This is a genomic window from Corynebacterium sp. LaCa_70 (genome assembly GCF_058182015.1).
The window spans coordinates 198831-225556 of the sequence record NZ_CP190914.1; the positions used below are offsets into that span (position 1 = coordinate 198831).

General features: G+C 56.7%; 22 protein-coding genes and 1 pseudogene. 10 read left to right on the top strand and 13 right to left on the bottom strand.

Features of this window, described 5'->3' with window-relative positions:
• Positions 1-136: 136 nt before the first annotated feature.
• Both ACP8MI_RS00895 and ACP8MI_RS00900 read right to left on the bottom strand, forming a co-directional pair.
• Positions 137-3394: a DEAD/DEAH box helicase gene (locus ACP8MI_RS00895; protein WP_018120193.1), complete on the bottom strand. Its 3258-nt coding sequence runs from the start codon at positions 3392-3394 to the stop codon at positions 137-139.
• Positions 3395-3502: 108 nt separating this feature from the next.
• A complete protein-coding gene (locus tag ACP8MI_RS00900; protein ID WP_018120192.1) occupies positions 3503-3805 on the bottom strand; it encodes a PolC-type DNA polymerase III domain-containing protein in 303 nt (100 codons plus the stop codon).
• A gap of 312 nt (positions 3806-4117) precedes the next feature.
• On the opposite strand from ACP8MI_RS00900, the gene ACP8MI_RS00905 reads away from it, so the two are divergent.
• Complete coding sequence (locus ACP8MI_RS00905) at positions 4118-4423, top strand: ribbon-helix-helix domain-containing protein (RefSeq protein ID WP_049149576.1); 306 nt, start codon at positions 4118-4120, stop codon at positions 4421-4423.
• A 1052-nt stretch (positions 4424-5475) separates the two neighbouring features.
• On the opposite strand, the gene ACP8MI_RS00910 is transcribed toward ACP8MI_RS00905, so the two are convergent.
• Positions 5476-7899 (bottom strand): DUF262 domain-containing protein, encoded by a 2424-nt coding sequence (locus tag ACP8MI_RS00910; protein ID WP_126843937.1) that lies wholly within the window; start codon positions 7897-7899, stop codon positions 5476-5478.
• A gap of 314 nt (positions 7900-8213) precedes the next feature.
• Between ACP8MI_RS00910 and ACP8MI_RS00915 the strand changes: the two genes are divergently transcribed.
• A complete protein-coding gene (locus ACP8MI_RS00915; protein ID WP_315968753.1) occupies positions 8214-8414 on the top strand; it encodes a toxin HicA in 201 nt (66 codons plus the stop codon).
• A gap of 14 nt (positions 8415-8428) precedes the next feature.
• On the top strand, positions 8429-8755 hold the full coding sequence (locus tag ACP8MI_RS00920) for a type II toxin-antitoxin system HicB family antitoxin (RefSeq protein ID WP_147579066.1): 327 nt from the start codon (positions 8429-8431) through the stop codon (positions 8753-8755).
• A 331-nt stretch (positions 8756-9086) separates the two neighbouring features.
• On the opposite strand, the pseudogene ACP8MI_RS00925 reads toward ACP8MI_RS00920, so the two are convergent.
• The 3 genes and pseudogenes from ACP8MI_RS00925 to ACP8MI_RS00935 form a co-directional block, all read right to left on the bottom strand.
• A pseudogene (locus ACP8MI_RS00925) lies at positions 9087-9402 on the bottom strand (transposase); the annotation flags it as partial.
• A gap of 18 nt (positions 9403-9420) precedes the next feature.
• Positions 9421-12276, bottom strand: a complete 2856-nt coding sequence (locus ACP8MI_RS00930; protein ID WP_147579067.1) for a DNA methyltransferase — start codon at positions 12274-12276, stop codon at positions 9421-9423.
• Between the two features lie 47 nt (positions 12277-12323).
• Positions 12324-12500 (bottom strand): hypothetical protein, encoded by a 177-nt coding sequence (locus ACP8MI_RS00935; protein ID WP_187114727.1) that lies wholly within the window; start codon positions 12498-12500, stop codon positions 12324-12326.
• A gap of 21 nt (positions 12501-12521) precedes the next feature.
• Between ACP8MI_RS00935 and ACP8MI_RS00940 the strand changes: the two genes are divergently transcribed.
• Genes ACP8MI_RS00940 through ACP8MI_RS00950 form a run of 3 tightly spaced genes read left to right on the top strand, consistent with a single transcriptional unit; the run spans position 12522 to position 14322 of the window.
• Positions 12522-12863, top strand: a complete 342-nt coding sequence (locus ACP8MI_RS00940) for a helix-turn-helix domain-containing protein (RefSeq protein ID WP_147579068.1) — start codon at positions 12522-12524, stop codon at positions 12861-12863.
• Positions 12860-13684: an ImmA/IrrE family metallo-endopeptidase gene (locus tag ACP8MI_RS00945; protein WP_147579069.1), complete on the top strand. Its 825-nt coding sequence runs from the start codon at positions 12860-12862 to the stop codon at positions 13682-13684. The genes ACP8MI_RS00940 and ACP8MI_RS00945 overlap by 4 nt, the downstream gene beginning before the upstream one ends.
• A complete protein-coding gene (locus tag ACP8MI_RS00950) occupies positions 13684-14322 on the top strand; it encodes a PIN domain-containing protein (RefSeq protein WP_147579070.1) in 639 nt (212 codons plus the stop codon). The genes ACP8MI_RS00945 and ACP8MI_RS00950 overlap by 1 nt, the downstream gene beginning before the upstream one ends.
• Before the next feature lie 397 nt (positions 14323-14719).
• Here the strand turns inward: ACP8MI_RS00950 and ACP8MI_RS00955 are convergent, their stop codons facing one another.
• The 5 genes from ACP8MI_RS00955 to ACP8MI_RS00975 form a co-directional block, all read right to left on the bottom strand.
• The gene (locus tag ACP8MI_RS00955; protein WP_147579071.1) at positions 14720-15211 is read right to left on the bottom strand and encodes a helix-turn-helix domain-containing protein; all 492 of its coding nucleotides are present in this window, start codon (positions 15209-15211) and stop codon (positions 14720-14722) included.
• 272 nt (positions 15212-15483) lie between these two features.
• Positions 15484-16803 carry a DUF2254 domain-containing protein gene (locus tag ACP8MI_RS00960; protein WP_187114728.1) on the bottom strand — a complete coding sequence of 440 codons (1320 nt, stop codon included), beginning with the start codon at positions 16801-16803 and terminating at the stop codon, positions 15484-15486.
• 91 nt (positions 16804-16894) lie between these two features.
• Positions 16895-18094, bottom strand: coding sequence for a M24 family metallopeptidase (locus ACP8MI_RS00965; RefSeq protein ID WP_147579073.1), 1200 nt, complete (start codon positions 18092-18094; stop codon positions 16895-16897).
• A gap of 154 nt (positions 18095-18248) precedes the next feature.
• Positions 18249-19208: a MaoC/PaaZ C-terminal domain-containing protein gene (locus ACP8MI_RS00970; RefSeq protein ID WP_147579074.1), complete on the bottom strand. Its 960-nt coding sequence runs from the start codon at positions 19206-19208 to the stop codon at positions 18249-18251.
• A 22-nt stretch (positions 19209-19230) separates the two neighbouring features.
• Positions 19231-20547: a 3-oxoacyl-ACP reductase gene (locus ACP8MI_RS00975; RefSeq protein WP_147579075.1), complete on the bottom strand. Its 1317-nt coding sequence runs from the start codon at positions 20545-20547 to the stop codon at positions 19231-19233.
• Between the two features lie 160 nt (positions 20548-20707).
• On the opposite strand from ACP8MI_RS00975, the gene ACP8MI_RS00980 reads away from it, so the two are divergent.
• Together ACP8MI_RS00980 and ACP8MI_RS00985 are read left to right on the top strand one after the other, a co-directional pair.
• Positions 20708-22003, top strand: a complete 1296-nt coding sequence (locus ACP8MI_RS00980) for an acetyl-CoA C-acetyltransferase (protein ID WP_147579076.1) — start codon at positions 20708-20710, stop codon at positions 22001-22003.
• 98 nt (positions 22004-22101) lie between these two features.
• On the top strand, positions 22102-24216 hold the full coding sequence (locus ACP8MI_RS00985; protein WP_284607266.1) for an acyl-CoA dehydrogenase family protein: 2115 nt from the start codon (positions 22102-22104) through the stop codon (positions 24214-24216).
• Positions 24217-24386: 170 nt separating this feature from the next.
• Here ACP8MI_RS00985 and ACP8MI_RS00990 read toward each other — a convergent pair whose 3' ends face one another.
• Together ACP8MI_RS00990 and ACP8MI_RS00995 are read right to left on the bottom strand one after the other, a co-directional pair.
• Positions 24387-24539 (bottom strand): hypothetical protein, encoded by a 153-nt coding sequence (locus ACP8MI_RS00990; protein WP_153246877.1) that lies wholly within the window; start codon positions 24537-24539, stop codon positions 24387-24389.
• 73 nt (positions 24540-24612) lie between these two features.
• Positions 24613-25641, bottom strand: coding sequence for a prephenate dehydrogenase (locus ACP8MI_RS00995; RefSeq protein ID WP_049149557.1), 1029 nt, complete (start codon positions 25639-25641; stop codon positions 24613-24615).
• Positions 25642-25680: 39 nt separating this feature from the next.
• On the opposite strand from ACP8MI_RS00995, the gene ACP8MI_RS01000 reads away from it, so the two are divergent.
• On the top strand, positions 25681-26175 hold the full coding sequence (locus ACP8MI_RS01000) for a tRNA adenosine deaminase-associated protein (protein WP_049149555.1): 495 nt from the start codon (positions 25681-25683) through the stop codon (positions 26173-26175).
• Between the two features lie 108 nt (positions 26176-26283).
• Entirely contained in the window at positions 26284-26715 is a 432-nt protein-coding gene (locus ACP8MI_RS01005) for a nucleoside deaminase (RefSeq protein ID WP_164497612.1), read from the top strand.
• Positions 26716-26726 lie beyond the last annotated feature (11 nt).

Here is a 26726-nt window from a genome sequence, read left to right on the forward strand (position 1 = left end):
AAGTACTCTAAAACTAGATTTTAGAGTATAAAATGCCTTTGACCAGTACAAACAGGCTACTATTAAATCTACTCTAAAGCTACTCTAACATTGTTAGAGTAGAACCATCTCGGCCATCCCAGCCATCTCCGTTGCCCTAGTCGGCGTCGAAGAGCTCCCGGAGGACATCGGCGTTTAATTCGACACCACCGGTCTGGCCGGACTGGCCGGGTTCTAAGAAGTTTTCCATGAGCTCGCGCTTGGAATCTTGCAACGCGACAACCTGATCTTCGATGGTATCCGTGGACACCAGACGGAATACAGTCACTGGAACTTTTTGGCCAATACGGTGAGCGCGGTCAATGGCTTGTTGTTCTGCAGCTGGGTTCCACCACGGATCAAGCAGAATCACGTAATTAGCAGAAGTCAGGTTGAGTCCCACTCCGCCTGCTTTCAAGCTAATCAAAAAGATTTGGTTGTCACCATTGCTGAATTCGTCGATGACGTCCTGCCGGTTTTTGGTCTGGCCATCGAGATAGCTCGTAGGAATATCAGCTGCCTCCAAATGCTCCCGTACTTTGCGCAAAAAGGTGGTGAATTGGCTGAAAATTAGCACGCGGTGGCCTTCTTGCACGATGCTTTCTAACAGCTCATCCAATACCCGCAACTTCGATGAGGTTGCGGTGGAGTCGGGGATAGCCAGCTGTGGATCAATGGCTAATTGCCGCAGGCGCGTAATGGCAGCGAGCACCTCGATGCGGTTGCCATCCGGATCGTCGGCAAGCAGCCCCAGAATGCGCTGCCGCTCCCGAGCAAAATGCAGATCATAGAGCTTGCGGTGGTTAGCAGCTAATTCCACCGGAACCACCTGGGTTTGGATTGGCGGAAGGTCAAGAGCCACATCGGCTTTTCGCCGTCGCAGCAAAAATGGGGACGTGCGTTGACGCAACACCTCCATCTTCTCGTCGTCGCCACGCGAAATTGGCCGTTCGAAGTGCTCGCGGAATTGTTTCACATTGCCGAGCAATCCCGGGGTGGTCAGGGAAAACATGGACCACGCATCGGACAGGGAGTTTTCGATCGGAGTGCCGGTGATGGCGAATTTTTTGGCCACCCGCAGGTCGCGGATTGTGCTGAAGATCTTCGAGGCAGGGTTTTTCGCGTGCTGTGCTTCGTCGAGAATTACCCCGGCCCAGTCGATGTCCTGGTACTGGGCAGCTTCGAGGCGCAACAAGGTATATGAGGTAATGACGATGTCGTTATCGTCGGCAAGCTGGGAAAGGGATTGTTCACGACGCTTGCCGGTCGCATTCACCATAGCCGCTTTCAGGTGCGGGGCGAATTTTGCTACCTCGCGTGCCCAGTTACTCACTACAGACGTGGGCGCGACAACGAGCCATGGGCGTTCTGGAGAATCGACGATCATTGATAACACCTGCAGGGTTTTGCCGAGGCCCATGTCGTCGGCAAGCACACCGCCAAAACCACGCCGATTGAGTCCCGCTAACCAGCGAAAACCAGTTTCTTGGTAGGGCCGTAACTCCGCCCGCAGCTCAGCTGGCACGGCGAGTTCCCCCACTGGTTCGTGCACTGCATCGAGGGCGCTGCGCAGCCACTCATCCGGGGTGAAATTGATGGATTCGAGCGCTTCCAACTCATCCCAAAAGGACGTACGCACGCGGGGAACCTGAGGGCGGGAAGAACGAGTGTCGCCCAGGGCTCGTGCTTCCTCCAACAACCTGGCGAAGGCGTCGTATTCTGCATTGTTCAAATCAGCATAGGTGCCGTTGTCGAGGATGAGCAGCCGGTGCGGATCGTTCAACGCTGCGATCAGTTGCGCTATAGGAACCGGCTGTTGATCCACCACAACCTGCACGTCCAGGCCAAACCAGTCATTAGCCCCGCGGTGGGCAGCAACTGCGACATCGACGTCGGACGCCGGGGTCAGTGCCGCTGTGCGTTGGGCGGCATCAGCGATGTGCACGTCGACGCCCAGTTGTTCCAGCCGTGGCAGCCCGGTGTGGAAGAAATCTAGTAATTCTGCACCGTGCAGGGTGGCGTTGCGTGGCGTGAACCAGAGTTTTCCGAGTAGTTCCTGTTCGGCATCGGCGTTGCGACGTGGATCAGACGAAGCGTGGTGCCCGGCATCTGGCAGGGAGACTGCGCGCCTGCCATATACGAAATACCAGGCGAATTCCGCTGCTAAGGGGTGGTTGGCTTGCCGGTCTGTCGAAATATCAACCCGGAGATGTGGAGCTGGTGGTGGGCCTGGGGTAAAAGATTTATCTGGGCTGGTCCACGGAGTGTTGTTGTCCAGGCGGTCTAAAAAATCTGCTTCGAATTCATCTTTATCCTCGTCCGGGATGCGTACCGTGTGTTCCACTTCGTGGAGCCTTCGCCATTGCTCGCTGGCTGGTTCTGTAAAACGCGCAATGTGGAGCGTTTCGGTTTCATCGCGCCACACCGCCCCAAAGCCGGGGTATCCGAGCACTAATTCTGGTTCGATATAGCCTGCGGCGTGGAGGTGCAGTGTTGCGGTTAACTGAATATCGCCATCGTCGCGCTGGTGAAGTGCCAGGTAGGGGCGTACCAGGCCGTCGTGGAAGATGATGCGGCCATTGCTGGTGGCATCGACCAATTCGATGCCTTCTGCTGCGGTACGGGCGATGGCTTTGAGGGGTTCTGCATTGTCAATATGCGTTAATGGTGCCAGCGTGTGCTGGCTATCGAAATATATTTCGTGGTCTATAAACGCATCTGTTAATTTCTGTGCTGCCTGCTCATGAGCGGGCAAAATTGTGGGCGCATAGGTCTGGTTAAGGAAGCGGTGAAAGCTCACGTCGGTTTTGGCCCAGCTACGTTTGTTGATCTGGTTTTTCGTAGGGCGAACCAATTCCACAGACAGGCTTGCCGGTGCGTTGATTGGACCCCAGTGGGTTTCGCGTACACCGGCCGGAGAATAATTAAACAAGAGTGCAAGCCGGGTAGAACGCTCAGTCTGCGTCGTCTGGGGTTGGGATGGCTGTCTCTGGTGCCGTTGGCGCAGGCCACCCGGCCTGGTAGGAGAGAAAATATTGTCTAAGTCATGCTTCCACCCTGGTTGCACAGGATCATCGGCTTGCTTATGCTGCGCTGCCATGTAGGTCAAATACAGTGCGGCAGTATGCTTGCAATTAATCCCGTAGGGGCAGGAACAATGCCCGATGAATGCTCGGAGCACACCGTCGGGTGATATATGCATAGCCACACGCGGGTGGTATAAATCGCCCTGCGAGCCCAGGCAGTTGCCGCTGACTTCCGTCAAATTAAAAGTACGTTGGATGTCGGTAATCTCGGCTGCGTTTCTGTGGAAAAGCTCGTGGCCGCGATCAATGACGGCAGGCTCCAGATAATGCAGCAAAGGCGCGGTATTCATGCCTTCAGGTTAGTTGGTTGAGCGCCGTGACGCTTTGCGTTCGTGAAGCCTGAGGAGCTAGGCGCTATAATATTCCATGAAGCCCCGGTGGAGCGCTATCTGTTTCTGTTATTCAGGAGTAGATATTCTCGCCGGGGTAGTGAAATATTTGCAAGGGGCCGGAACTGGCCGGGTACCGCTACCAGAGCCCAGACTCCCGCGTTGCCGCGGTGCTTGCGTGAGTGCGAAGGTCTCCACGAGCTGCCCCAGCGGCATCTCCAGGTGTTGCAGCATCGCGAGGAATAGCTCGCCGGTAACCCGCGCGTCCTCGGAGGCGTCGTGGTGCGCGAACGCCAGGCCGGGGCAGTAGTCGTGGATCAGGCTTTCCAGCCCGTTCGTTCCGGTGGGGCGTTGCAAAAGGTATCGGGCCATGCGCAGCGTGCAAAGCCGGGGATTGCTAAAATCGGGCAGGTTACCGAGCTCTGTGTGTGCTCGCCAGACGGAATAATCAAAGGCCATGTTGTGTGCAACGATGGGGCTCTTGCCGACGCACGCATCTCGTTGGCTGTTTCGAAATCGAGGACAGTGAATTCGGTAGGAAGCGGCATAGGAATAGTATGCACAGCTTAAGCTGTTTTGTCCGGGAAATTCACAGAAAATATCCTCCATAGTAGCGCTGCCGGTAGCTAAAAAACTTTCGATTTTTCATTGCAGTAATTTCGTTGCACATATAACATTGGACGTATGGATTTTTCGAAGTCAGAAATAGATTTATTGCGTCAACAGCACCCGGATCTTGTGGATCGCATCTCTGCAGATATGACGAGCAGTGACTTCCTGAAGTTGCTCACGGACGTCGCTACTCAGCGCGACAAAGCTCGTGACCGTGCGGGGCAAAAGGAAAAGCTGATTCCTATTAGTGCCCAAATTCCGGAATCATTAAACCAACGCCTTGACCGCTTTAAAAAGCAAGAGCGCGTTCCTAAGCGCGTGATTATTACGGAAGCTTTGCGTGATTACCTGAACGAGCACGAGCAGCTCGGTAACTAATTCTTTCCAGGAGCCCCTAAGCCTTTCGGTATCTAAGCACAAGCTTGCGCTTAGGACTGCGTGGCGAGGCAACGCAAAGAACCCCAGGCCAGCTGGCGTTTAACCCAAGTGTTGCAACGACCCTCTGAACTCAAGGAGGTACATCTCAATGCGAAAACACCCCCGCCGCGATGCTTCAGGCTGGGCCTGGTGTTCGGACGAGAGTGCCTTCTATATGGGGTTCAGTATGCCACTTATGGCATCTGCCCTCTCACTAAATGAGAGTATAGATCTATGGCGAAAAATCAAGGAGACAGACTCAGCGCGACCAGGATATCCTTAAGCGCATTGGCACCGACCGTATGCATCCCTATCTCGTAGAAATGCAGAGTCACCCTGGTCGCGCTCTTGATCTTTACCGTTGGAATTCTGAATTATCCTCATCATTCTGGCCACTTATTTCGGTGACTGAAGTCAGTCTTCGAAACGCCGTCGACGAAAGCCTCGGGCAGTGGTGTCAAAACAACGGCGGCCACCGTGATTGGCTGTTATATATAGATCAGGCTCCCCTTGACCTCAAAGACGAGTTTGGCGGAAAAGCTCGGACATTTAGGGGGCGGGCAGAGGACGCTAAGAAGATCCGTGATACCGGTACCGGCCTGGTGATCGGTTCACATCCTCGAAAACGGCCCCTTAACCAACGGCGACGAGAACGACTCTGGAACGCGGTGATTCGGCAAGCTTTTCTTTCCAATGTACAACCCCACGCGCTAGCAGCAGATCTTAATCGGCTAAGACTCTTCCGTAATCGGATCGCCCATCATGAACCCATCTTCGCGGTTGAATACCGCCGCCACAGGAACGACTTGCTTAGGCTACTCGGTAGCGTGGCTCCACCGGTTCACCAGTGGTACACCTCCACTGATCACCTGCCAAAAGTATTCAAGAATGACCCTCGTAACCCTAAATAAATATGTAATACTATGCGTAAAGGAACGGACTAATCGGGCTAAACGACAACACGACCGCATCCCCTTTTGGCGCCTAATCCTGCATTGTCAATGGTGAATTCGCTATTCCGCTGGCACGTCGATGTCTTCCAAACGTTGTAGGATTTTCGCGAACGTACCATCGATGCAGGCGGTGCGGAACTGACCCGGCACGAAGGTTTCGGCTTGCCGTAGCGCAGACAATGATGCCAGCAGTTCCTCAATGCTCCGTTGAGAAATCAATACAGGATCACTCACGTTCGGGTAACTGCCGTCTGCCAAAAACTGCTGCCAGTCTGAGCGGGCAAATTCCGCCAGTACCTCGTTATATTCGGACTGTAAACTCGCGATATCGGAATCGGAGGCACGCGATCCTTCTAGCTCTTCAAATTGTGGGATAAATTTCGTGAGTTCTGCATGCTTCCCGGTTGGCTCATCATCGTTGCCTTCATCGCGGGCGCTCGATTCTTTGCGCAGCGTGATCACCAAAGAATCAGTGTCGATGTCCAAGTAATGGAACAGGCGCCGCAGCACAGTCATTTTCTTGCTGGTATTGCAATCCAGCAGCACCCAGAGTCCAGGTGTGAGTTCGCCAAAATCTTTTACAGGTTCATTGCTCAGTGCAAAACCAAAGCCATCTTCTTCGGCATAGGCATAGACCCCTTCGTGGTGTTCACTCAGCAACTGTAAGCAAACGCCGCGGACCATTTCTTTGAAGCTTTTGACGGAGTGCTTGGAGTCATCGAACTCATAGGAAACGATTTTCTGGTGTTTGAAATCTGTGTGTTCCCCAAGCGGCACGGTGGGCAACGGTTCGACAACCGGCACAAACTCGGTCTGCAACATGGGCCAGTATTCCAAGGCTTGCTCGGTTAATCGGTTGGTTCGTTCCGCGATCTCTTCCGGGCCCCAGGATTCTACTTGCCGCACGTAGTTGTTCAGCCGATACGGCGAGGAATCGAATCCTTCGGGAAGGGATTTCTTTTTGGCAAAGCTGTAGTTGCTGTATTCAGAGTTGTAGCCGGTGATGGTGAGATTTCCGATGCGGTGCACCCATTTTTCGTGCGTTTCTTCGGCATCTTCACCTAGCTCATTGCGCCATTCTTTGGTCAGTGTGCGCGGCATGATGTGTTCGATGGAGGCGCTGCCGTCCTGTAGGGCGTTGGCAACGTCCAGGTGGTCTTTAGAGTTGCGGTTTTCGAGGCATTCGAAAATGTATTGGCGATATTGGCTACGGAATTTATAGAAGTTGCGTGTAGCAAATTCCAGCCGGAATTCATCGTCTTCCGGGAATCGCCCGGAGGTCTCTGCACGCTTCAGCAGCAAGTAGCTAATCACTTCTGCCAGGTCGGTGTTTTCCGTCCGGATGCGGGTGGCTTCGTTATACAGCGTCGCGAATATCTTGTTCAGTGCATTCGACGCATCACCGACGACGGTACGGCGGAACAAATAGGAATCAATGATGGTGACAATCCGGGTGAAGTCTTGCGGTGTAATAGCCCCGGATTTCAGGTCTGCCACCAGCGGCATCATGGTAGGCATGGCGACGTCACGTTGCATCAGGTTAAAACGGCATAGTCGACGGTCAGCGGCAGCTACCCCGGTCGCCGCTGTGTTTAGTTCGAAGTAATAGCCTGAATACTGGTGCATGTCCTGCAGGACAGATTCGATTGGAGCATTCTGATCCTGCAGGTATTTGCGGAATGCCTCATATACTGCATCGAAGCGTGGCGTCTTCCGTGTTCGTGAGACCAGGTACAGGCGTACAAAGGTGTCGGTATCGAATTCGACGTTCTTTTCAATTCGGTTCCAGTAACGCTCGTAGAGATCGTTCTGGGTTTTCGTGTCCAGCCCCATGAGCACGAGGTTGCGGATTTTGTCTGATTCCTTGAGCTCTTTACCCGTGGAGTTCAGGGATTCGAATATGCGTTGTGGATCATCGTGTGATTCCAGATCCAAAGCCATGACTTCCAGCCGGTTGACTGCATTCCAGAGCTCGTCGCCGTCGAGTTCTTGTTTGGCGATGCGCTCCCGGAAGTATCGGTAATTCGCCGTCACTGTGGACTTTTCGATCGGCTGCTCGCCGGATAGGAGACGCCGGTAGGCATCGAGGTCGTCTTTCACTGGTTTGAGCTTGAGCTTGTTCTCTCCGGACATCGTGCTTCCCGGGCGCACTAAATAGTTGCGTTTGATGATCTTGCCGAGTTCCGGGTCTGAGCTCTTGACGACGCCTTCTTCCAGGCTGTCTGCGATAGCCAGCATGAGGATGCTCGTGGTGGTCAGGCGCTGCTGACCGTCGATCACTACCCAGGTGAGTAACTCTGCGTTACCGACGACGGCGCCGAAGAAGTGCTTTTTGCGGTCGAAGCGGATAACCTCAATCAGATCATCGAATAAACGGGCACATTGCGCTTCACCCCAATCGTAATTGCGCTGGTAAACGGGGATATGTAGCTCGTTATCGACGCCGCCGAATAGTTGGACGATGTCGCGGACGGTGCCCTTCATAGACTAACTTTCTGGGTTTAGCTCTGTGTTAAGGTTTTCAATCACTCTATCTCATTGCCTGTTTACGCTCGGCGCCTTTTTATGCTCGCCCGTTTCCTGATGCGAGCTAATAACATCCAATTTCTCTGCCCTGAAAGGCATAGCTCCCAATTTTTCTTAGCTTAGGTGGGAACTAAATCCAGGACGTTTCCAATCGTTGATGCTGCATTAGACCCAAGATGAACCAGGTTGAATAGTACTATATATGGTACTATTTTGGCATCGGGAAGAGTATTGACAGTATCTTGCGGGCAATGAAAAGGTCACCAAAGAATGTGAAATTTGCCGATTTAGAAAAAATTTGCGATCACTACTTTGAATGCCGTAACTCAAAGAAGATGTCGCACCGCACTTACAAAACCCCATGGCCAGGCAACCCTCGTGTCAATATTCAAAATGCCAACGGCAAAGCCAAGCCATACCAGGTCATTCAAGTTCTAGAAGCTATCGAGAAACTTAATACGCTGAACAAGTAAACGGAGTAATTGAGATGGATGTTAACAAGTACACCTATCAAGTCTCGTGGTCGGAAGAAGACCAAGAATACGTGGCTACCGTAGCTGAGTTCCCCTCGTTGTCGTGGTTGGATGTGGATCGGCAGCAGGCAGAGCAGGGCTTGCTTGACCTCGTTGCTGAGGTTGTTGAGGATATAGAAGCCTCGGGAGAGCTAGCTCCTATACCGTTAGGTAATCGTCGCTACTCTGGAAAATTCAATGTACGTACGTCGCCCTCATTGCATCGACGGCTATCAATTGAAGCTATATCTGAAGGTATTTCGCTTAACGCATTGGTGAATCAAAAACTCGCATCGGCCTAGTTATAAGGCGTCGAGGCAGAGACAGCTAGCGTGGCCTTGGTGCAATCGGAGCGTTGCTAGTCATTGTCCTTGCGCTATCTCCAGGTATATCGATCTCATTAGTATAGTCAGCTAAATCTGGCATGATTCGGTGGCCAGGCTTAGGTCTGCTGGTGATGCATCGGTGGCGTGTGCTCAAGCCTTTTAGCCCCATGGCTGTTGATGATTCGTGCGGCTTTCTTGTAACTTTTGCGCTAGTAAGACCATCAGAATGCATCTTTAACCTGCGTTTTTCGCTGGTGCTGACCCATTTATAAAATGAGGAACGATTCAGCTTTACAACGTGGCACATTTGCTTAACCGAATAGTCGGTTCGGTGGTCATAGACAAACCGGAAGTAGGTCACCAGTGAGTCTGCTTTAAGCAAAATACTTCGCAGCCTTGCGCAGAATATCGCGTTCTTCGCGCAGCTTAGCGTTTTCCTTTGTCTCACTGGCGGATGCGCTCGGATTCAGTGGTGGCTTGGGCTTTATCACGTAGAGCTTTCGTACGGGACAGTGTGCCGGTGCCGTACTTTTGGCCCATGAATGTAGCGATGCTTGGTTGATACCGAGCTCTGCTGATGCTGTCTCCAGCGAGAGCTCCGCGCTGTTTTCATATAGGGCCACGGCATCGCGTTTGTTGAACTACTTTGTCAGTTTCGAATAATTTTCGAATAACAGCTCTTGACGTTGCCGCTCAGTGGTGAGCTTTCGAGGCGCACCGAATGCCTTATCGACTTCCTTGTCGAGGGCATCGTGGGCCTTAAGTAACGCCGGATCCATGGTGAGCGGATTGTAGTGGTCTGCAAGTGATCTGTTCGGATGGAGTTCACGTGCTTCGAGGACTTTCTGGCCGGCTGCAATGATTCGTTCTTTACTAGTGCTGTCAATATCTGGAACTGGAAACGTATTCCATGACAAAGTGCTAGAGAACCTCAGATCCGATTTCAGACGCCCGCCGATAGTCCGCTGCCAAGTGATAAACATCGAAGAAGACAACAAGGCAAAGAGGAGTCCTGATGAGTCTTCTATCGTGAAAGCACTGTCGCTCGTGATTATTTCTGGGGAATATTGCTTAACAGTAAAATAATTTCGGTTCGCGCTTACTACACGGGGAATAGCGACGTAGTCGGTATCAGGTTGGTGTATTTCTCCGAATAGGTAAGGCACGTCTGCACGCTCGATCGTTGTTTTCCGGGAACTTGATAGACGGTGTTCGCGCACCTTGGATATTCTGTTATAGAGAAGCTTGGATTTCGACAAATCCGATGGGTTAAAATTGGGCTGATCCATCCAAAGACACCAACGTTCTAGTCCACGGATAATTTCGCGTGAGCCACGGTACGGACGTAAGTATTTTGATGCTATAGAATCCGTAGAGAATTCGGCGTAATCTTTAGCCTCGACTACTAGATTTCCTCCATCGTTTGCCATGCTTCCAAAATTCGCCTTAGGAAGCATGACGGAAATTGGAGTAGACTTTGTTGCTACCAGAATCCTCGGGCCATCGACCAGGTAAGCATTGATCTGATTTTTAACTTCAACCTCGGTTCCTTCTCCGCGAAGATCAGAATAATCCCATAGTTTTGGAGGGATTCTTCCATCGCGATCAAAGCCGACGATTACGCAGTGGACAGCTGCTTTGCCTGGAGCTTCAGAGTCCCAGGCGAAAGTTCTATGCGCAAAACGGATTCGCCAATGATTATCAAAAATTACTTTAAATAGTCGGGCTGGTTGGTCACCCTGAGTAACCGAATTAGTTGTCACGAATGCGAAAGCGCCAGTGCGGTTGCCAAATAACGTGATAGCTTTAGCATGCCAGCCGGTGACATAGTCGAGCTGATTGGTGCCTTTTGCTCCGTTCCAGGCTCGATTCAAGTCAGCTTTTTGGTCTTTGCTCATCGTTCGTGCGCCCAGGAACGGCGGGTTACCAAAGATATAAGTCTGGCCATTGGTTTCTGGCAGGATCTCCGCCCAATCCAACTGCAGGGCGTTGCCGTGGTGGATATGTGCGGTGATATTAATCGGCAAGCGTTCCGGGGCCAGACCGATGGCGTCGGCAAGCTCCCGGTTTGCCTGATGATCCACCAAGAACATGGCAGTCTCGGCGATCTTCGCCGGCCACCAGTTGATCTCAAAACCATAGAACTGGTCAATGGAAAGCTTCTGCTCCCATGAAATATCAAAAGTCATGCTGCCCGCGCTGCCCTCACGCTCACGGATAGCAACAATCATCTCCGTCTCAATCTTGCGCAGCTCGCGGTAAGCCACAATCAGGAAGTTTCCGGAACCACAAGCAGGGTCGCAATAAATGTTGTTCGCCAGGCTATCGCGGAACTCGCGCAGCTTCTTCACGCTCGTGGACTTCGAATTGATCAAACGGCGAGCCTCCGCGCGCAACTCATCCAGGAACAACGGCTCGATCGTCTTCAGAATATTCTTCTCACTGGTGTAATGCTCACCAGAATGCCGACGCGCTTCCTTCGACTTCACCAACTGGAACAAAGAACCGAAGATGGCGGGGCTAATTTGAGACCAATCGAACGAGCAAGCGTCGACAAGCACCTTGTGCATCTGCTCATCGAAGTATTCCTTCGGCACATCACCAGCAAACAAACCACCATTGACGTACGGGAACTTTGCCAAATGCTCCGGAAGGCGGCGCGGGCGCTGCGACTCCGGCTTATTCAACACATCATTAAACAGCGTGTTCAGATCACCAGAGAGCTCGCCGACGCCATTAGCATTAATCACCAAGTCAGCGAACAAGCCCGGCTGCCACAAGCCCGCATTATCGCCGAAGAGCAAAAACAGCAGCCGCGTCAGATACATTGAGGTCTGTTCGACGCGCTCGTCCTCATCCTCCGGGTTCGTCGGAGCAGCATCGCCGACTGCTTCATCCACATCATCGTCGTTGAGCGCCCGGAACAAGTTCGCCATGATCTCCGAAGCCGCAATGGAGGCGCGCTCCTGCTCACGGTGGCTGACAGACTCATAACCAGCCAAAAACATGAACTTCTCGGCATGATCCAGCAACTCATCCAAGCTGATGGTGACATCGAAACGCTCATCTTGTTCGCCCAAGCGATTCAGCCGGATCTGCTCAAAATTCGTGCACATGATGTAGCGCGGCCACTGGTGCTCCTTGATGGTGCCGCCGCGCAGATAATCCAGTGCCTGCTGGTGGGCGGCATCCAGATCCACATCCAGCGACTTTGCCTCACCAATCAACTTGTTGGGCATAAAGAAATCAATACGGCCGTGCCCGCCGGTGCTGCTGCGCTTAGCAGTCTGCTCAAAAACATTGAGGTAGGTGGCATTAATACCGAAGCAAGAAAAGAAATCTGTCCAATACTGCTGCGCATATTTCTGCTCCGTGCCGGACTCATTATTCTCGCGCCAGGCGGCGATTCGTTCGCGCCAGCGCACCACAAATTGTGAGAGGTTGTGGCGGATGGTTGAGCGTTCCAAGCGTTGCGTGGTGGATGTGGTGCGAGTCATTGCTCCATTATCGCAAAGCCGGTGGGGTGGCGCAGGTTTAGCGCAGGTTAGGTGCGCTGTGAACCGTCAGGGCCTAGTGCGTCGTAAAAATTGGCCTGTGCGTGTTCGCGGAGCAGCTTCTGGTCGCGGTCTTTCAGCCGGTCTTGGGCTTCGTCCAGGATGGTGGTGATGTGCCACCGGGGTGGCGTGGGGTCTGGATGACAACCCGCGTGGTGTAGAATCAAAATTGAATGGGAGTGATTCAGATGTCAGTTGTGAATATTGAGATCGGCCAACGGATCGTCGAGGCACGCAAGGTTGTAGGTGTGTCGCAGCGCGAGTTGGCCAAAGAGACCGGCCTGTCGCAGCCGACGATCCAGCGGATCGAGAAGGGTGAGCGGGCTGCATCGAGGCTGGAACTCGTGCTAATCGCAGACGGTTGTGGTGTGTTGGTCGACGACCTGCTTGGCACGAACAGCATCGCTGACGAGGTGCGCTGTGCCGGGCGCACCGACGAGGATGGATCGAAGGAGCTTGCCGACTACCTGATCTACGCATTCGGAGTTTCACGTCGACTCGACCAGCTGGGTATTCCGGAGCTCGTATGAGTAACGAGGCCATCGGACGGGCAGCCGCCGAGAGATTCCGCAAAGAGCACTCCCTCGGCTCAGAGCCAATTACGAATCTGGTCAGGCTCATTGAGCGCAAGGTGGGAATTGGTGTGGCCTACGTCAGGTCTTCGGCTGCTGGTCACGGCATGACGATGCTTCTGGATGATATGCACCTCATGGCGGTGGGGTGCACGAAGCATCCCATGCGACTTCGCTCTACCCTTGCTCATGAGCTTGGTCATTATCAGCTCGGCACTATTGACAGCCTGACAGATGGTACCGACTGGGCTCGGCGTAGCCCCGAAGAGATCCAAGCGGACGCCTTCGCCCGCCACCTGCTAGTTCCAATGGGTGGCGTGGCGGACATGGTCAAAGGTGAGGAAGTCACGCTCGCAACTCTTTCTGACATCGTGCAGACTTATCTCGCCTCTCCCCACATGGTTGCCATCCAGATGCGCGACGCTGGTGCGATCGATGCCGACACCTGCAAGCAATGGGGCCAGATTACTGCTGGCGCCCTTGCTGCTCAGTTCGGCTGGCGCCCCGAGTACCAAGCGCTAGTCGAGCAGTCGAGCAAGCCTCGCGGTCCGCAGAGCCTCATGACACGGGCCATAGAGGGTTACCGCCAGGGGAGCGTGGCCTCCTCGACTATCGCCAAGCTCAGTGGTGATTCCAGTGCCTCAGCCACGAAGGCAGCCCTGGCTGAGGAGGGAATCGCTCCTGTCGAGGCGCTAGCCGTGTCGGCGCCCCGCCCTAAAGACACAGGTGAGCGGCTCACCTCTGAGGAGCTGTCAGCGCTTATGGGCGGCGCGGAGTAATGCACATCCTTGACACTGGACCGATTTTCAAGTTCCTTACCACCGACTGCGTTCCCGAGTTGCTTTGCGCTCTGGGCCATAACAAGATTCACGTGCCTAAGGCAGTAGAGCTGGAGATATTGGACACTCCTAACCGGCATAGGCAGTTCGAGCGTGCACGCGAGGTCTGGCGCCGGATCCCAGATCGCTTCAGGGAGATTATCCCGGACGACGCTACCGACGAACTGAGACAGTGCTGTCAAGCTGTCCTGGGAATGGAGTTCGAGGAAATGTACGCTGAACCCAAGGATCGTGGAGAACACATGGCGATCCTCCACGGCGTCCTCCGCGCTCGTGCGGGTGAACAAGTCATCCTCGTGTGCGACGAGATAGCCGGTACCAATGTCATCAAGAAACAGGCAAAGGTGCTCACCCAGGCGCAACGCAGAGGTCAGTTTTCGCCCGGCGGGAGCATTCAGCACGCTGACACGATCCAGCTGCTGTGGTGGGCAATCGAGGGCGGCGGCTTCAACGGCAGCCGCGAGCAATTTCTAACCAAGTACAAGGCGATGGCTGCCTTGGATTCATCAATGCCGCTTACTGCGAAGAAGGTGGGGCTCACCAAAAGCCCACCATGGCCGCCGGACGCGAAGCGCTAGTGGTAAAGACTTTCGTGGGGTGACCGGCAGTTTGTTGACATTGCAGCGGGCCACCGTCGCTGATCCCCAAGACCGGCTCACGCAGTCAGCGCAATATCGCAATGCAGCACCAAGTGGAATCGAAACGCTATGAGTTCGACTCGTGCCTTCCGAGTTGCGCAACCAGTCCTTCTTCATGCTGGGCGAGCTGGGTGCATTGTCGAGCAATATGCCCCGACACGCCCAGCTTCGGTGCCGCAGCTTGGCACGCCGGGTGCATCGAAAGGTTCTCTGTCAGAACGGTCTTCTACGAGACAGACCACTTAATCCTTGGCATCCTGGGCAATTTTCTTGGGCAAGTTCGAAGATTTTCCCGTCGACTCAGACGGAACAAAATTCGGGGCGATCAGCCGAACCTTTAATCTATTCCCGGCACTCCCTCTGGCATGCGCCAAAGTTTCCTGCCGATAGGCGTGATTCTTGTTTCGGGTTTGATTTTGACGATAAACCCTTCATCGCTTTCTGTTCGTGGTACGTAGGCGAACCCTGGTGTGTTCGTTAGACCCGGCACGGCTGGATAGCCTGCGTCATAGTCGAGAACGGTGTTGAAGTTTTGCAGCTTGCGGAGAACGCCCCGTAATTTCTGTAGCGTGTTGGGTTTCACAGCGTTGGGATCCATATTCCACAGACCGACAACCCTCAGAGCTTGGTAAAGGTTGTTCTGCGAAAACTCTGGCTTGATCGGCCACGGAAAATTCTCGGTAACAATCGTCCTCAACGGTTCGTGACCAGCCTGCTTGGCTAGCTTGTGAATGTACTGCCGGGTCACCCCGTACTCGCGCGCCAGCTCTGTTTGGGTCATGCCTTGTGCAAGGCAGTACCTGACTGTTGCTGGGTCTATGATGCTCATGCCTTTTCGGGTTCCTTATTTTAGTCTTTTCCTTTTAGTTTAGTCTGTGCATTTAGACGGCTGTAAACCCAATCTTTGGTTCGTCCATGTTCTCTTCACACACGTAGTACTCCATCCCCTTAGCTTCTGGAAGGCTCGGGCTCCAGCGTTTCCAATCGAAGCTGTAGATGGCGATCCGTTCTCGCCAGCGCACCACAAACTGCGAAAGATTGTGGCGGGTGGTTGAGTGTTCCAAGCGTTGCGTAGTGGATGTGGCGCAGGTTCAGCGCAGGTTAGGTGTGCTGTGAACGGTTAGGGCCTAGCGCGTCGTAAAAATTGGCTTGTGCGTAGTCGCGCAACAGCTTCTGGTCGCGCTCTTTCAGCCGGTCTTGGGCTTCGTCCAGGATGGTGACGACGTGCCGTTCCGCGCGCTTGGCAATCTCCGGGTCTTGCGCATTGACGCGGATGTGGTGGGCAAGATCCACAAAAGCCTCCAACACAATACGGAAGCCCAGGGCATGCGGGCGCACATGGTCAAACGGCATATCCACGATCTCGCGGATCAGCACCGGGCGCAGGTACACGCGCGGCGCGCCGGCGTCGTCAAGCAGCACATTCGCATCCTCACTCCGGCTAACCGCCGTAACAATGCCGGGCGTCAACTGCTGTACCACAGTAATCGCGGTATAAGGATCATCCGTGCCACCCGCCATCGCGCGCAAAGCCAATTCCACCAACTGCTGCTGCGCAAAACGCAAATCCTGCTCCGTGGTGCGGGAAACATTAATGTGCAGGTGATCGCGCAAAGCCTTGGCGACGGCGTCGGCACGCTGCTCCGGCCACACCTGGGCCAGCGGCGCACCCTCCACCACATGATCGCCCGGGCGTGCCAACAGGCTGACGTTGACATTGCAGCTTTCGGCATCGCGACGCAACATGTCATAGTCGATGCGAGTCAGGAAACCACTCCGGTGCGCCGGAACCAGCCCGCCGCCCTCCGTCGGCGCGGGGAAACACTCGACGCCGTCGTCGTCGTCCGGATCATGCCACGTGCTTTTAATCGTGCGCTCAAAATCCTTACACGCCTGGTTACTGATGGTTTCAATCTGCACCGAACTGGCGATGTGGTGGATGAACCACACGAAAACAAACACATCGATGACGCCGAAAACAATCGCGGCATTCACCGCCAGGTGCGGGATGAAGGCTTCGCCATCGCCGTCGTCGCCCGATTTGATCGTGCGCAACACCAGCAGGGTATAGACGAAGGTGGCGGTGAGCACGCCCAGCACAATCTGGTTATTGCGGTTGCGCATGAAATTGCGCACCAGGCGCGGGCCATACGTCGTTGAGGCCGTGCTAATCACCGAAATGGTGATGGAAAACGCCGTGCCCGCTACCCCCAGAAACGCGGAGATCGCCGACAGCAACGAACGCGCGCCGTCGGCACCCGTGGCGAACAGCAGATTATGCAGGAAGGCTGGCAGCTCGTAGTCGATATGATCCAGGCCGACGAGCGCCTGCGACAGAACAATGGCCGCCGTGACAAACAAGGCTGGGACGAACCAAAACTGCTCCGGTAGCGCGCGTGCAAATGCCAGTAATTTACCCACTCGTGAAAGGCCTTTTCTTTGGTTGTGGTCTGGGGTTCGGGGGAGGAAGGGTACACGCGCGGGGTACCGGGGTGTTGCTGCGGGGTGGGGATTACCGCAGCTCGCGGGGCTGCTGGTTCAGGTGACGCGGTCCATCCGCTTCCAGCACCACAATATCTTCCAAGCGCATGCCCCACTTGCCCGCAACATAAATGCCGGGCTCGATCGAAAACGTGAAACCTTCCTGCACCTGCTGCTTATTACCATCCAAATAGAACGGGTCCTCGTGCGTCGACAAGCCAATGCCGTGGCCTAAGCGGTGGCTGAAGTTCTCGCCATAACCGGCCTCCGTGATGATCTCCCGGGCAGCACGATCAATCGACTCCGCCGTCGCACCCGGCTTCGCAGCCTCGCGGGCAGCATGGAACGCGCGGGTAACAACCTCATAGGCATCGCGGAATTCCTGCGGGGCCTTGTCGACGGCACCATCGACCACATACGTGCGGGTGGAATCCGAGCGGTAGCCATCGCCAAACGCGCCACCCAGGTCGACGACCACCGGCTCGCCTGTGTGCAGTACACGATCCGAGAACGAATGGTGCGGGTTCGCGCCGTTTTCACCACAACCGACGATGATGAAATCAATGCTGTGGTGCTCCTGCAAGATCAGATCATGCAGCTTATTGGCTACTTCGCGCTCGGTGACGCCATCGCGCAGCAACGCCGGAACTTGCTCGTGCACGCGGTCAATCGCTGCCGCTGCGGCCGCCAACTGCGAGATTTCTTCCTCGCCCTTGGCCAATAGCAACTGGCTCATCGCATCTGAACCCAATTCGATGCTGTGGTTCGGCAACGCAGCATCCAGGCGCAGAACGTGATCAGCCGTCATCGCATTAGCCACCGCTACGGCCTTGTGCTCGCTGTTTTCTTCCAACAGCCTGCGGGTGATCTCATACGGCGACTGCCCATCGCGCCATGCCTCGAAGAGGAAGCCGAGCTCGTCCAGGTTTTCTTGCTTTAGCGTCAGCACGTCGGTCTCCGGGCACACAGCTACCGGATCTTTGCCCGCGCGCAGCACCAGGAAGGTGGCGCGCTCATGCGAACTAAATGTGGAGCCGGTCAGGTACTGAAACTCTGGGCCCGGGCTGACTAGGAAACCCGCCAGGTTCTGCTCGGCGACGATTTTTTCCGCTTTGGCTAAGCGGGCGCGGAAATGATCCGCGGTGACGGGGATATAAGTGCTGTTAGCAGAAGAATTAGCGGCAGCGTTGGCAGTAGCGTCAGCGGCGGTGGAATTATTGTGAGACGACAAAACCTAGGCCTTTCGATTCGTGGTGTTTTCTCGTTATCTATGAACGGGTTTTCCCGCCAGAATAACAGCGAATCGGGCCTAGGTTTTTGGTGTGTGAGGAGTATAAAACTCCCGGCAGGTGCCAGTCGAGCGTCAGTTGAGCGCTAGTCGTGCGCTAGCTGAGAGCTTCGAACTTGCCGACGGCGTGCACCTTCTTCGGGTCTGAACCCTTAGTTACCTGTGTGTTCCAGGTAGCTGGGGCGTTGGTAGCGGGCCCTGGTTGGGCGCCTTCGCCGCGGAACGTGTAATACGCGATGCGGGCAGGCAAGATCACTGGCTTCTGGAATTCCACCGTGTAGCGCAGCGCGCCGGGCAGCTCGCCTTCCAAACCAGCGACCATCTTCGCGGCCGTCCACATGCCGTGGGCAATCGGAGCCGGGAACCCGAAAGCCTTCGCGCCGATCTTGGACACGTGCAGCGGGTTCTTATCACCGGAGGCGTCCGCGTAATCGTCGATGATGTCGCGGTCAACCTTCCAACTCACCGTGGCGGTCTCGTCGGCAACGTCCAGCCGCTCCAGCAGGGAGCCGGAATCCTCGCCGCGGGTGCGCACCTCGTTCGGCGTCTGGGCAGAAAACTTCGCGCCCATGCCCAAAAACGCCGACGTCTGGCGCCACACCAGCTCGCCGTCGACGCAGATCTCACTGATGAAATCCACCAACAAACCCTTGCGGTGCGGGCGCAGGTTTTCTGCGTGCACGCGCAGGGTCAGCTCGTCGTCGATGCGCAGCGGGCGGGTCTGTTCAATCTCGTTGGTCAGGTGCACCATACCTGCCGCGCGGCACGGGAAGTCCGGCGCCAGCATCACCTGCATAAACAGCGGGAACGACAGCACGAACGGGTAGGTGATCGGCAGCTCGTTGCTATAGCGCAGGCCAGTCGCGCGGGTATAGGCGGCCAGGTGCTCGCGGTCGACGCTGAAATTCGCGACCTCAAACGCCGCCTGCGGGTCGCCAATAGCCGAACGCTTGGTACCCAACACCGGCAGAGTGTCCTTGACGACGCCGCGCAGCAGCTTCGACATGTCCGGGACTTCCGCCAGCTTGGTGTAATTGCGGGAATTTTGTGCAGTCATGCGTATAACTCCTTTACGCGCTTTACGCGCCCATCATGTTCTGGCCACACACGCGCATGGCATTGCCGTTGACCGCGCGGGAACCAGAGCTAGCGAAAAACGCGACGGTTTCTGCAACATCGACTGGTAGACCACCCTGGTTCAGCGAGCTGATACGACGGCCGATTTCCCGTGGGCCGGTAGGCATGGCGGCAGTCATCGCGGTTTCGATAAAGCCCGGGGCCACGGCGTTGACGGTGCCGCCAGCGGCTGCCATTTTCTCGGCCAAGGCGTCGACAAGACCGATCATGCCGGCCTTGGTGGTGGCGTAGTTGGTCTGGCCACGGTTACCAGAAATACCAGCCATCGACGAAATTCCGACGATATTGGCATTTGCTGCCAGGCCGCCGTTTTCTAGCATCTGCTCGGTGATGCGCACCGGGGCCACCAGGTTGATGTTTTGCACCATCTGCCACTGGCCTTCGTTCATGTTCGCCAGCAGCTTATCGCGGGTAACACCAGCGTTGTGCACGATGATGTCCACGGCCTTGCCGTAACGCTCCTGCGCGTGCTCGGTGATGGCCTCGGCGGCGTTGTCAGCGGTGACATCCAGTGGCAGGGCAGTGCCTTTGACCTTGTTGGCAACCTCGGCCAACGCCTCGCCTGCCGGCGGGATGTCGATGCAGATGACATCAGCGCCATCGCGGCCCAGCACCTCGGCGATGGTGGCACCGATACCGCGGGCGGCACCTGTCACCACGGCCAGCTGGCCAGCCAGCGGGCGTTCCCAGTCGACGTTCTCGTTCTCGGTGGCAGAAACGCGAATAACCTGGCCGGACACGAATGCGGATTTGCCGGAAAGCAAAAAACGCAGCGTGGATTCCACCGCAGAAATCGGTGCGCCAGGTTCCACATAGACCAGCTGGCCGGTAGCGCCTTTGCGCAGCTCCTTAGAAATGGAACGAGAAAAACCTTCCAGGGAGCGCGCGACGATGCGGGCGTCACCTTCCAGGTCATCCGGGTTATTACCGATCACGACGACGCGCCCCGAAGCGCCGAGCTTGCGCATCTGTGGGTGGAAGAAATCGTAGAGTTCGTGCAGCTGTTCCGGGCGAGTGATGCCGGTGGCGTCGAAGACGATGGCGGCGCGCTTGGAATCTGCCTCGGCGTCGAGAAGCTGGTAGTCCACCTTGAGTAGGGAACGGATGTCGTCGGCAAGATCGCCGCCACCTACCACCACGGGGCCATCCAGGAAGGGCTCGCCAGGGGTGTAGCGGCGGAGCTTGGTGCCCTGGGGGATGCCGAGTTTTGCGCCAAAGTCTGAGTTAATGACGCGTTCCAACATGGATTTTTTCGCCATAATGGGCCTCCTGTAGGGGGTAGAGACGAATTGTACGAATGGTTATGCGTGATTAAGGTTACACGAAATTGTGTAAAGTGAATCCTGGCACCCTATCCTAGGGTCACGGAAAAACTGCAGCAAGCAGACTGTTTTCTGAGACAAAACAAGGGAGAAAATTATGACCCAGCGCCGAAAAGTCGCGATCTTGGGCGGCAACCGCATCCCGTTCGCCCGCTCGAACAAAGAATACTCCTCCGCATCCAACCAAGACATGCTCACCGCAGCCCTCAATGGCCTGGTAGCACGCTATGGGCTGCAGGATGAGCGGGTCGGTCAAGTCACCGCAGGCGCCGTCCTGAAACACTCCCGGGACTTCAGCCTGACACGCGAATGCGTATTAGGCTCGCCGCTTGATTCGCAGACCCCAGGCACGGATATCCAGATGGCCTGCGGCACGGGCATCGCAGCAGCTGTACATGTGGCCGACGCCATCGCGGCCGGGCGCATCGAATCCGGCATCGCCGGTGGTGTCGATACCACGTCCGACGCACCACTGGCCGTCGGTGACCGCCTGCGCCGCACCCTGCTGGAACTGTCCCGCGCCAAGACCGCCAGCCAGCGCCTGAAGCTAATTGGCTCCATCCGTCCGAAAGACCTGGCACCAGAAACCCCACGGAACTCCGAGCCACGCACCGGGCTGTCGATGGGTGAGCACGCTGCAATCACCGCCCGGAAATTCGGCATTTCCCGCCAGGCACAAGACCAGCTGGCCGTGGAATCGCACCAGAAGCTGGCGAAGGCCTACGACGAAGGCTTCTTCGACGACCTCATCACCCCATTTTTGGGTGTCACCCGCGATACCAACCTGCGCCCAGATTCCACCGTCGACAAGCTGTCCACACTCAAGCCAGTATTCGGCAAAAAAGACGCCGAGCGCCACGGCGCCCAGGCCACGATGACAGCCGGTAACTCCACCACACTGACCGACGGTGCCTCCGTCGCCCTGCTCTCCAGCGAAGAATGGGCGCAAGAACACAACATCCCCGTCCGCGCATACCTGGTGGACTCCGAAGTAGCCGGTGTGGACTTCGTGCATGGCGACGACGGCCTGCTCATGGCACCGACCTACGCCGTGCCCCGCCTGCTGGAGCGCAACGGCTTGAGCCTGAAGGACTTCGACTTCTACGAAATCCACGAAGCCTTCGCCTCCCAGGTCCTGGCCACCCTGGCAGCTTGGGAAGACGAAGACTACTGCCGCGAAAAACTCGGTTTGGACCAGCCACTGGGCGCTATTGATCGCGACAAACTCAACGTCAAAGGATCCTCATTGGCAGCCGGACACCCATTCGCAGCCACCGGTGCACGCATCCTGGCAACCGTCGCCAAGACCCTGGAAGAAAACGGTGGCGGCCGCGCACTCGTATCCGTCTGCGCCGCTGGTGGACAGGGCATTACCGCGATCGTTGAGCGCTAGACGCTGAGCGCTAGACGCTGAATGCTGAGCGTTGAATGCTGAGCGCTAAACCAGCGTGAGAACAACCTGAGCAAGACCCTCCTGGAAGGAGAACCCCCATGAACCGCATCGCAGAATTTGCCAAGAACCTGGGCAAAGATTCGGACAACGGCGTGCAAGGAACTGACCTGGAAACCACCTCGGCCAAGGGCACGCCAGAGCCATCGTCGCCACGCACCCTGCCGAAAGAACCAGACCATTCCGCCGCAGCGGGCCTGCAGAAACTGCTCGACGGTAAGGCCGCCCCATACCGCAAGGCCGTGCGTGAGGTCCTGGAAGAACAAGACCTCAAGCTGAGCCTGGACGGCGGCATTGATGCCGTACGCGACCGCATGTACGACCACATCAAGTTCCTGGTGGAATCCGGAGAATCCCGCCACTCGTTCTCCAAAGAAAACGGCGGTTCCGGTAACGCTCTGGCCGCAGTTTCTGGTATCGAAACCATTGGTTCGATCAACCCATCGCTGACCATCAAATCGGGTGTGCAGTGGGGCCTGTGGGGCGGTGCTGTCGACAACCTGGGTAGTGAGCGCCACCGCCACTACATCGAAAAGATCCAAAACGCGGAACTACTCGGCTGCTACGCCATGACCGAACGCGGCCACGGCTCCAACGTACAAGAGCTGGAAACCACCGCGACCTATGATCCAGACACCCACGAATTCATCATCAACAGCCCAACTGATTCGGCCCGCAAGGTCTATATCGGCAACGCCGGCCGCGACGGCCGCATGGCAGCCGTATTCGCGCAGCTCTACACCCCGGGCGAAAAAGAATCCCACGGCGTGCACTGCCTGATCGTGCCGATCCGTGATGAGGACGGCAACCCACTCGACGGCGTTGAAATCGGCGATCACGGCCGCAAGGGCGGCCTGCTGGGCGTCGACAACGGCACCCTGTTGTTCAACAACGTGCGCGTGCCACGCGAGAACCTGCTGAACCGATTCGGCGACGTCGAAGAAGACGGCACCTACGTCTCGCCGATCGACTCACGCAACCGCCGTTTCTTCACCATGCTGGGGACGCTGATCCGCGGCCGCATCACCGTCGGCGGTGCCGGTCTGGCAGCCACCCGCACCGCCAGCGACATCGCCATCCGCTACGCCAACGGCCGTCGCCAGTTCGAAGGCGGCGAAAAGGGCGTCGAAAAGCGCCTGATTGATTACCGTCAGCACCGCCGCCGCCTGCTCATCCCGCTGGCGCGCACCTACGCGCTGACGCTGCTGCAAAACCGCATCCTGGAACGCTACGACGACATGCTGTCCAAGCAAGCCAGCGGCCAGTGGTCGGTCACCGACCCCACCGAAGAGCAGCTGTTTGCCTCCCGCGAGATGGAATCGCTGGCTGCCGCCGTCAAAGCCGCATCCACCGAGCACGCGAACAAGACGCTGCAAGAAATGCGCGAAGCCTGCGGTGGTGCCGGATACATGTCGGAAAACCTGCTGACCACCTTGCGTGCCGACGCCGACATCTACTCCACCTTCGAAGGTGATAACACGGTGCTGATCCAGATGGTCGGCAAGCACCTGCTGACCGCCTTCGGCCGCGATATGCAGGACCTTTCCCCATGGGACATGGTCAAATACGGCGTGGAAACCGCTGCCGATACCGTCCGTCGCCGCACCGGTATCCGCTCCGGCGTGCAGTCTGTCTTCGACTTGGTCTCCAACCGCGACGAGGACTCGCTGTTCGACGCCGGTTACCAGGTCAAGCTCATCGAAGACCGTGAGCAGGCCGTGCTGCGTTCGCTGGTGCGCCGTATCGCCCCAGCCCGCAAGGCAGACCGCGCCGAGGCCGCCGAGATCATCGACAAGACCCAGGATCACCTGATCGCCGTGTCCTGGGCGCACGTCGACTCGCTGCTGATGCGCACCATGGTCGAAGCCGAACTGGAGTTGCCAGAAGGCTCCGCCGAGCGTCAGGTATTCGAGCAGGTCCGCAGCTTGTTCTTCTTCGACCTGCTGATCAAGCACGCCGGTTGGTACCAGGAGCACAACATGTTGCCATCCGGCCGCGTGAAAGCCGCCCGCGCCGCCATCAACGACCTGGTTGACTCGCTTGGCCCATGGTCACAGGTGCTGGCTGAAGCGTTCGCCACCCCGAAGAGCGCATGGAATGTGCCAATGCTGAACGACGGTGGCGTCGACGGCGGCGACAACAGCGTTTCGGCTTAAAGAGTCTTGGGCCAGCGCGGTTTAAAAAAGCTTGGGCCCTTCTTCCCGCCCGTAACGGGCTGCTTGACCGGGCCGGAGCTGGTTCACCCAGCCCGGTGAACCCGGATGGAACCGCAGCACCGGGCGGGAAGCTTTGCAACCGAGAAGGTCCACAACCAAACAGCTTGGACCTACTGAAGGCTCGAATTTGATTGCTCTTCGAGTAATTTTTCGAGCTTTTTCTCTATTCTGTTCATTTTGTTGAACAGAATTATGAGCAACAAAACGACGGCGAGAATCGCAACGATAGGGATAGCAGCTAACAGTGCTTGTGCAATGCTCATGATGTCACATCCTAAAGCGTACTAAGGCGTGATATTAATGCACGCGTAGTTACTCCATTTAGTAGTGCGAGGCCTAAAAAATCTCCATCCGGCCGCCGGTCGATTCCGTTTGCCGGAGCTGGTTCACCCAGCCCGGCGAACCCGGGTGGAACCGCAGCACCGGGCGGGAAGAAATCTTCACCGGTGAAACCGATTCACGGCGCGCGCCAGTGCGTGCCTCCAACCGCCGCCGCGCCCGGTTACCCGCCACAGCGAGCTCACGAATCGATGGCGGATCCTGTGACAGCGTGTCGTGGGCTTCGGCTAATAACTCGATCGCTTCTTCCAGCGCTTCGCTCAGTGCCACGGAGTTCGTTTCGCACATCGCCTGAATCAACTCCGGGTTCGTGCCCGCCACGCGCGTGGCGTCTTTAAACGAACCCGCAGCCAGCGACTGCGCCAAAATTCCGCCATTATCGCCGGTCACCGACAACGCCAACGCCATCAAATGCGGCAAATGCGAAACCCGGGCGACAGCGTGATCGTGATTGACCACCCGCGCCGGGATCGCCTCCGCACCAGTAGCGCTGGCCATGCGCACGACGTCGGTAAACAGCTCAATCCAGCCCGCATCAATGGGCTGGCCTTTTTCTTGCTGCTGGTCAGCATAATCATAAGTAATTGCCCAGGTGGCGCGCTCAAACAAACCCTTGCGTGAGGCATTCCACCCCGACTCCGAGGTTCCCGCCATTGGGTGCCCGCCGACATAGCGCGCCTCCATGCCCCGCTTGCGAATCTCCGCATACACCTCCCACTTCACACTCACGACATCACTGATGCCGCAGCTGGGAGCGTATTCCGCGATCTGATCCAACACCGCACCCACCGCAAACATGGGCACCGCGACGACGATCAGCGCATTGTCTTCCTCGGCCCGACGCAGCACACGCGGCAAATCGTCGGAAACGTCATAACCTTCCGACACAGCCTTACGCGCGCCGGACGTCGAGCGGTTATAGCCATAGGCGGTATCGCCAGCTGCGACTAAATCGCGCAGCAAAGAACCTCCGATCAGCCCGAGACCGACTAAACACACTGGACGCGAAATTCTGGAGGATAGCACGGTATCAATTTTGCCAGAATGCGACTAGTCTCACGAGGTATGAACCAGCAAGATTTTGGCCCGAGCTTCTCCGTCGTCGTCACCACCGTCGATGGCGCCTGGACTGTGCGCAGCTACGCGGATGATTTCGACGACATCGACACGTCCATCACCCAGGTGCGCAACCTGCGTTCGGAATCGGCCGCTTTCGCGATGCTTTGCATTGACGACGACTACTTCGTGCTGGTCCGCCCCACTCCCGGCGGGGTGCGCCTGCTGCTTTCCGACGCCACCATGGCCGTTGACGACGACTTTGCCGCCTCCGTGCTGGACCGGCTGGACATCGACGTTCCGGATATCGACGTCGACGAACTCGACGAGATCGAAGGCTGGGCCGACGGCGATTTCGACATTCTCGCAGACTTGGGCGTTTCCGAACAGATGCTGGAGGTGATGGCCGACAACCTCGACGAATCCCCCAGCGACCAGCTGGTGCGCATCGCCGAAGAGCTCGGTTTCGACGAAGAATTCCTGGACGTCACTGGGCTGGATTAGAGGGGCCGTTTCGTGCTTGACGACGCATCGCCGCGCCGGGGAGTCGCCCACGCAGCACCGCACCCAGCGCTCCCAGAGCAATCTGCGCTCACGCGCGCGCGTTCCCGCATGGACCACGCCCTCGCAGTAGCGCATACCGCCCCGGCCGGGGACATCCCCGTCGGGGCAGTCGTGTTTGGCCCGGACGGGGAGCCGGTCGCGGCGGCCACCAACCGTCGGCAAGCGGACAATGACCCCACCGCGCACGCCGAAGTGCTGGCACTGCGGGCGGCGGCAGAAAAACTCGGGCGTTGGCGGCTGGAGGACTGCGAGCTCGTGGTCACCCTGGAACCCTGCGTGATGTGCGCGGGGGCGGCGGTGGCTGCGCGGGTGGGCAGCATCGTGTTTGGTGCGTGGGAACCGAAAACCGGCGCGTGCGGGTCATACGTGGATGCGGTGCGTGCGCCCGGAGCGTTGTACGTGCCGGAAGTCCGCGGTGGGGTGGCAGAGTACGAAAGTCAGCGGCTAATTCACAGTTTCTTTTCAGACTTGCGGCGGTGATCTCCGGTAGA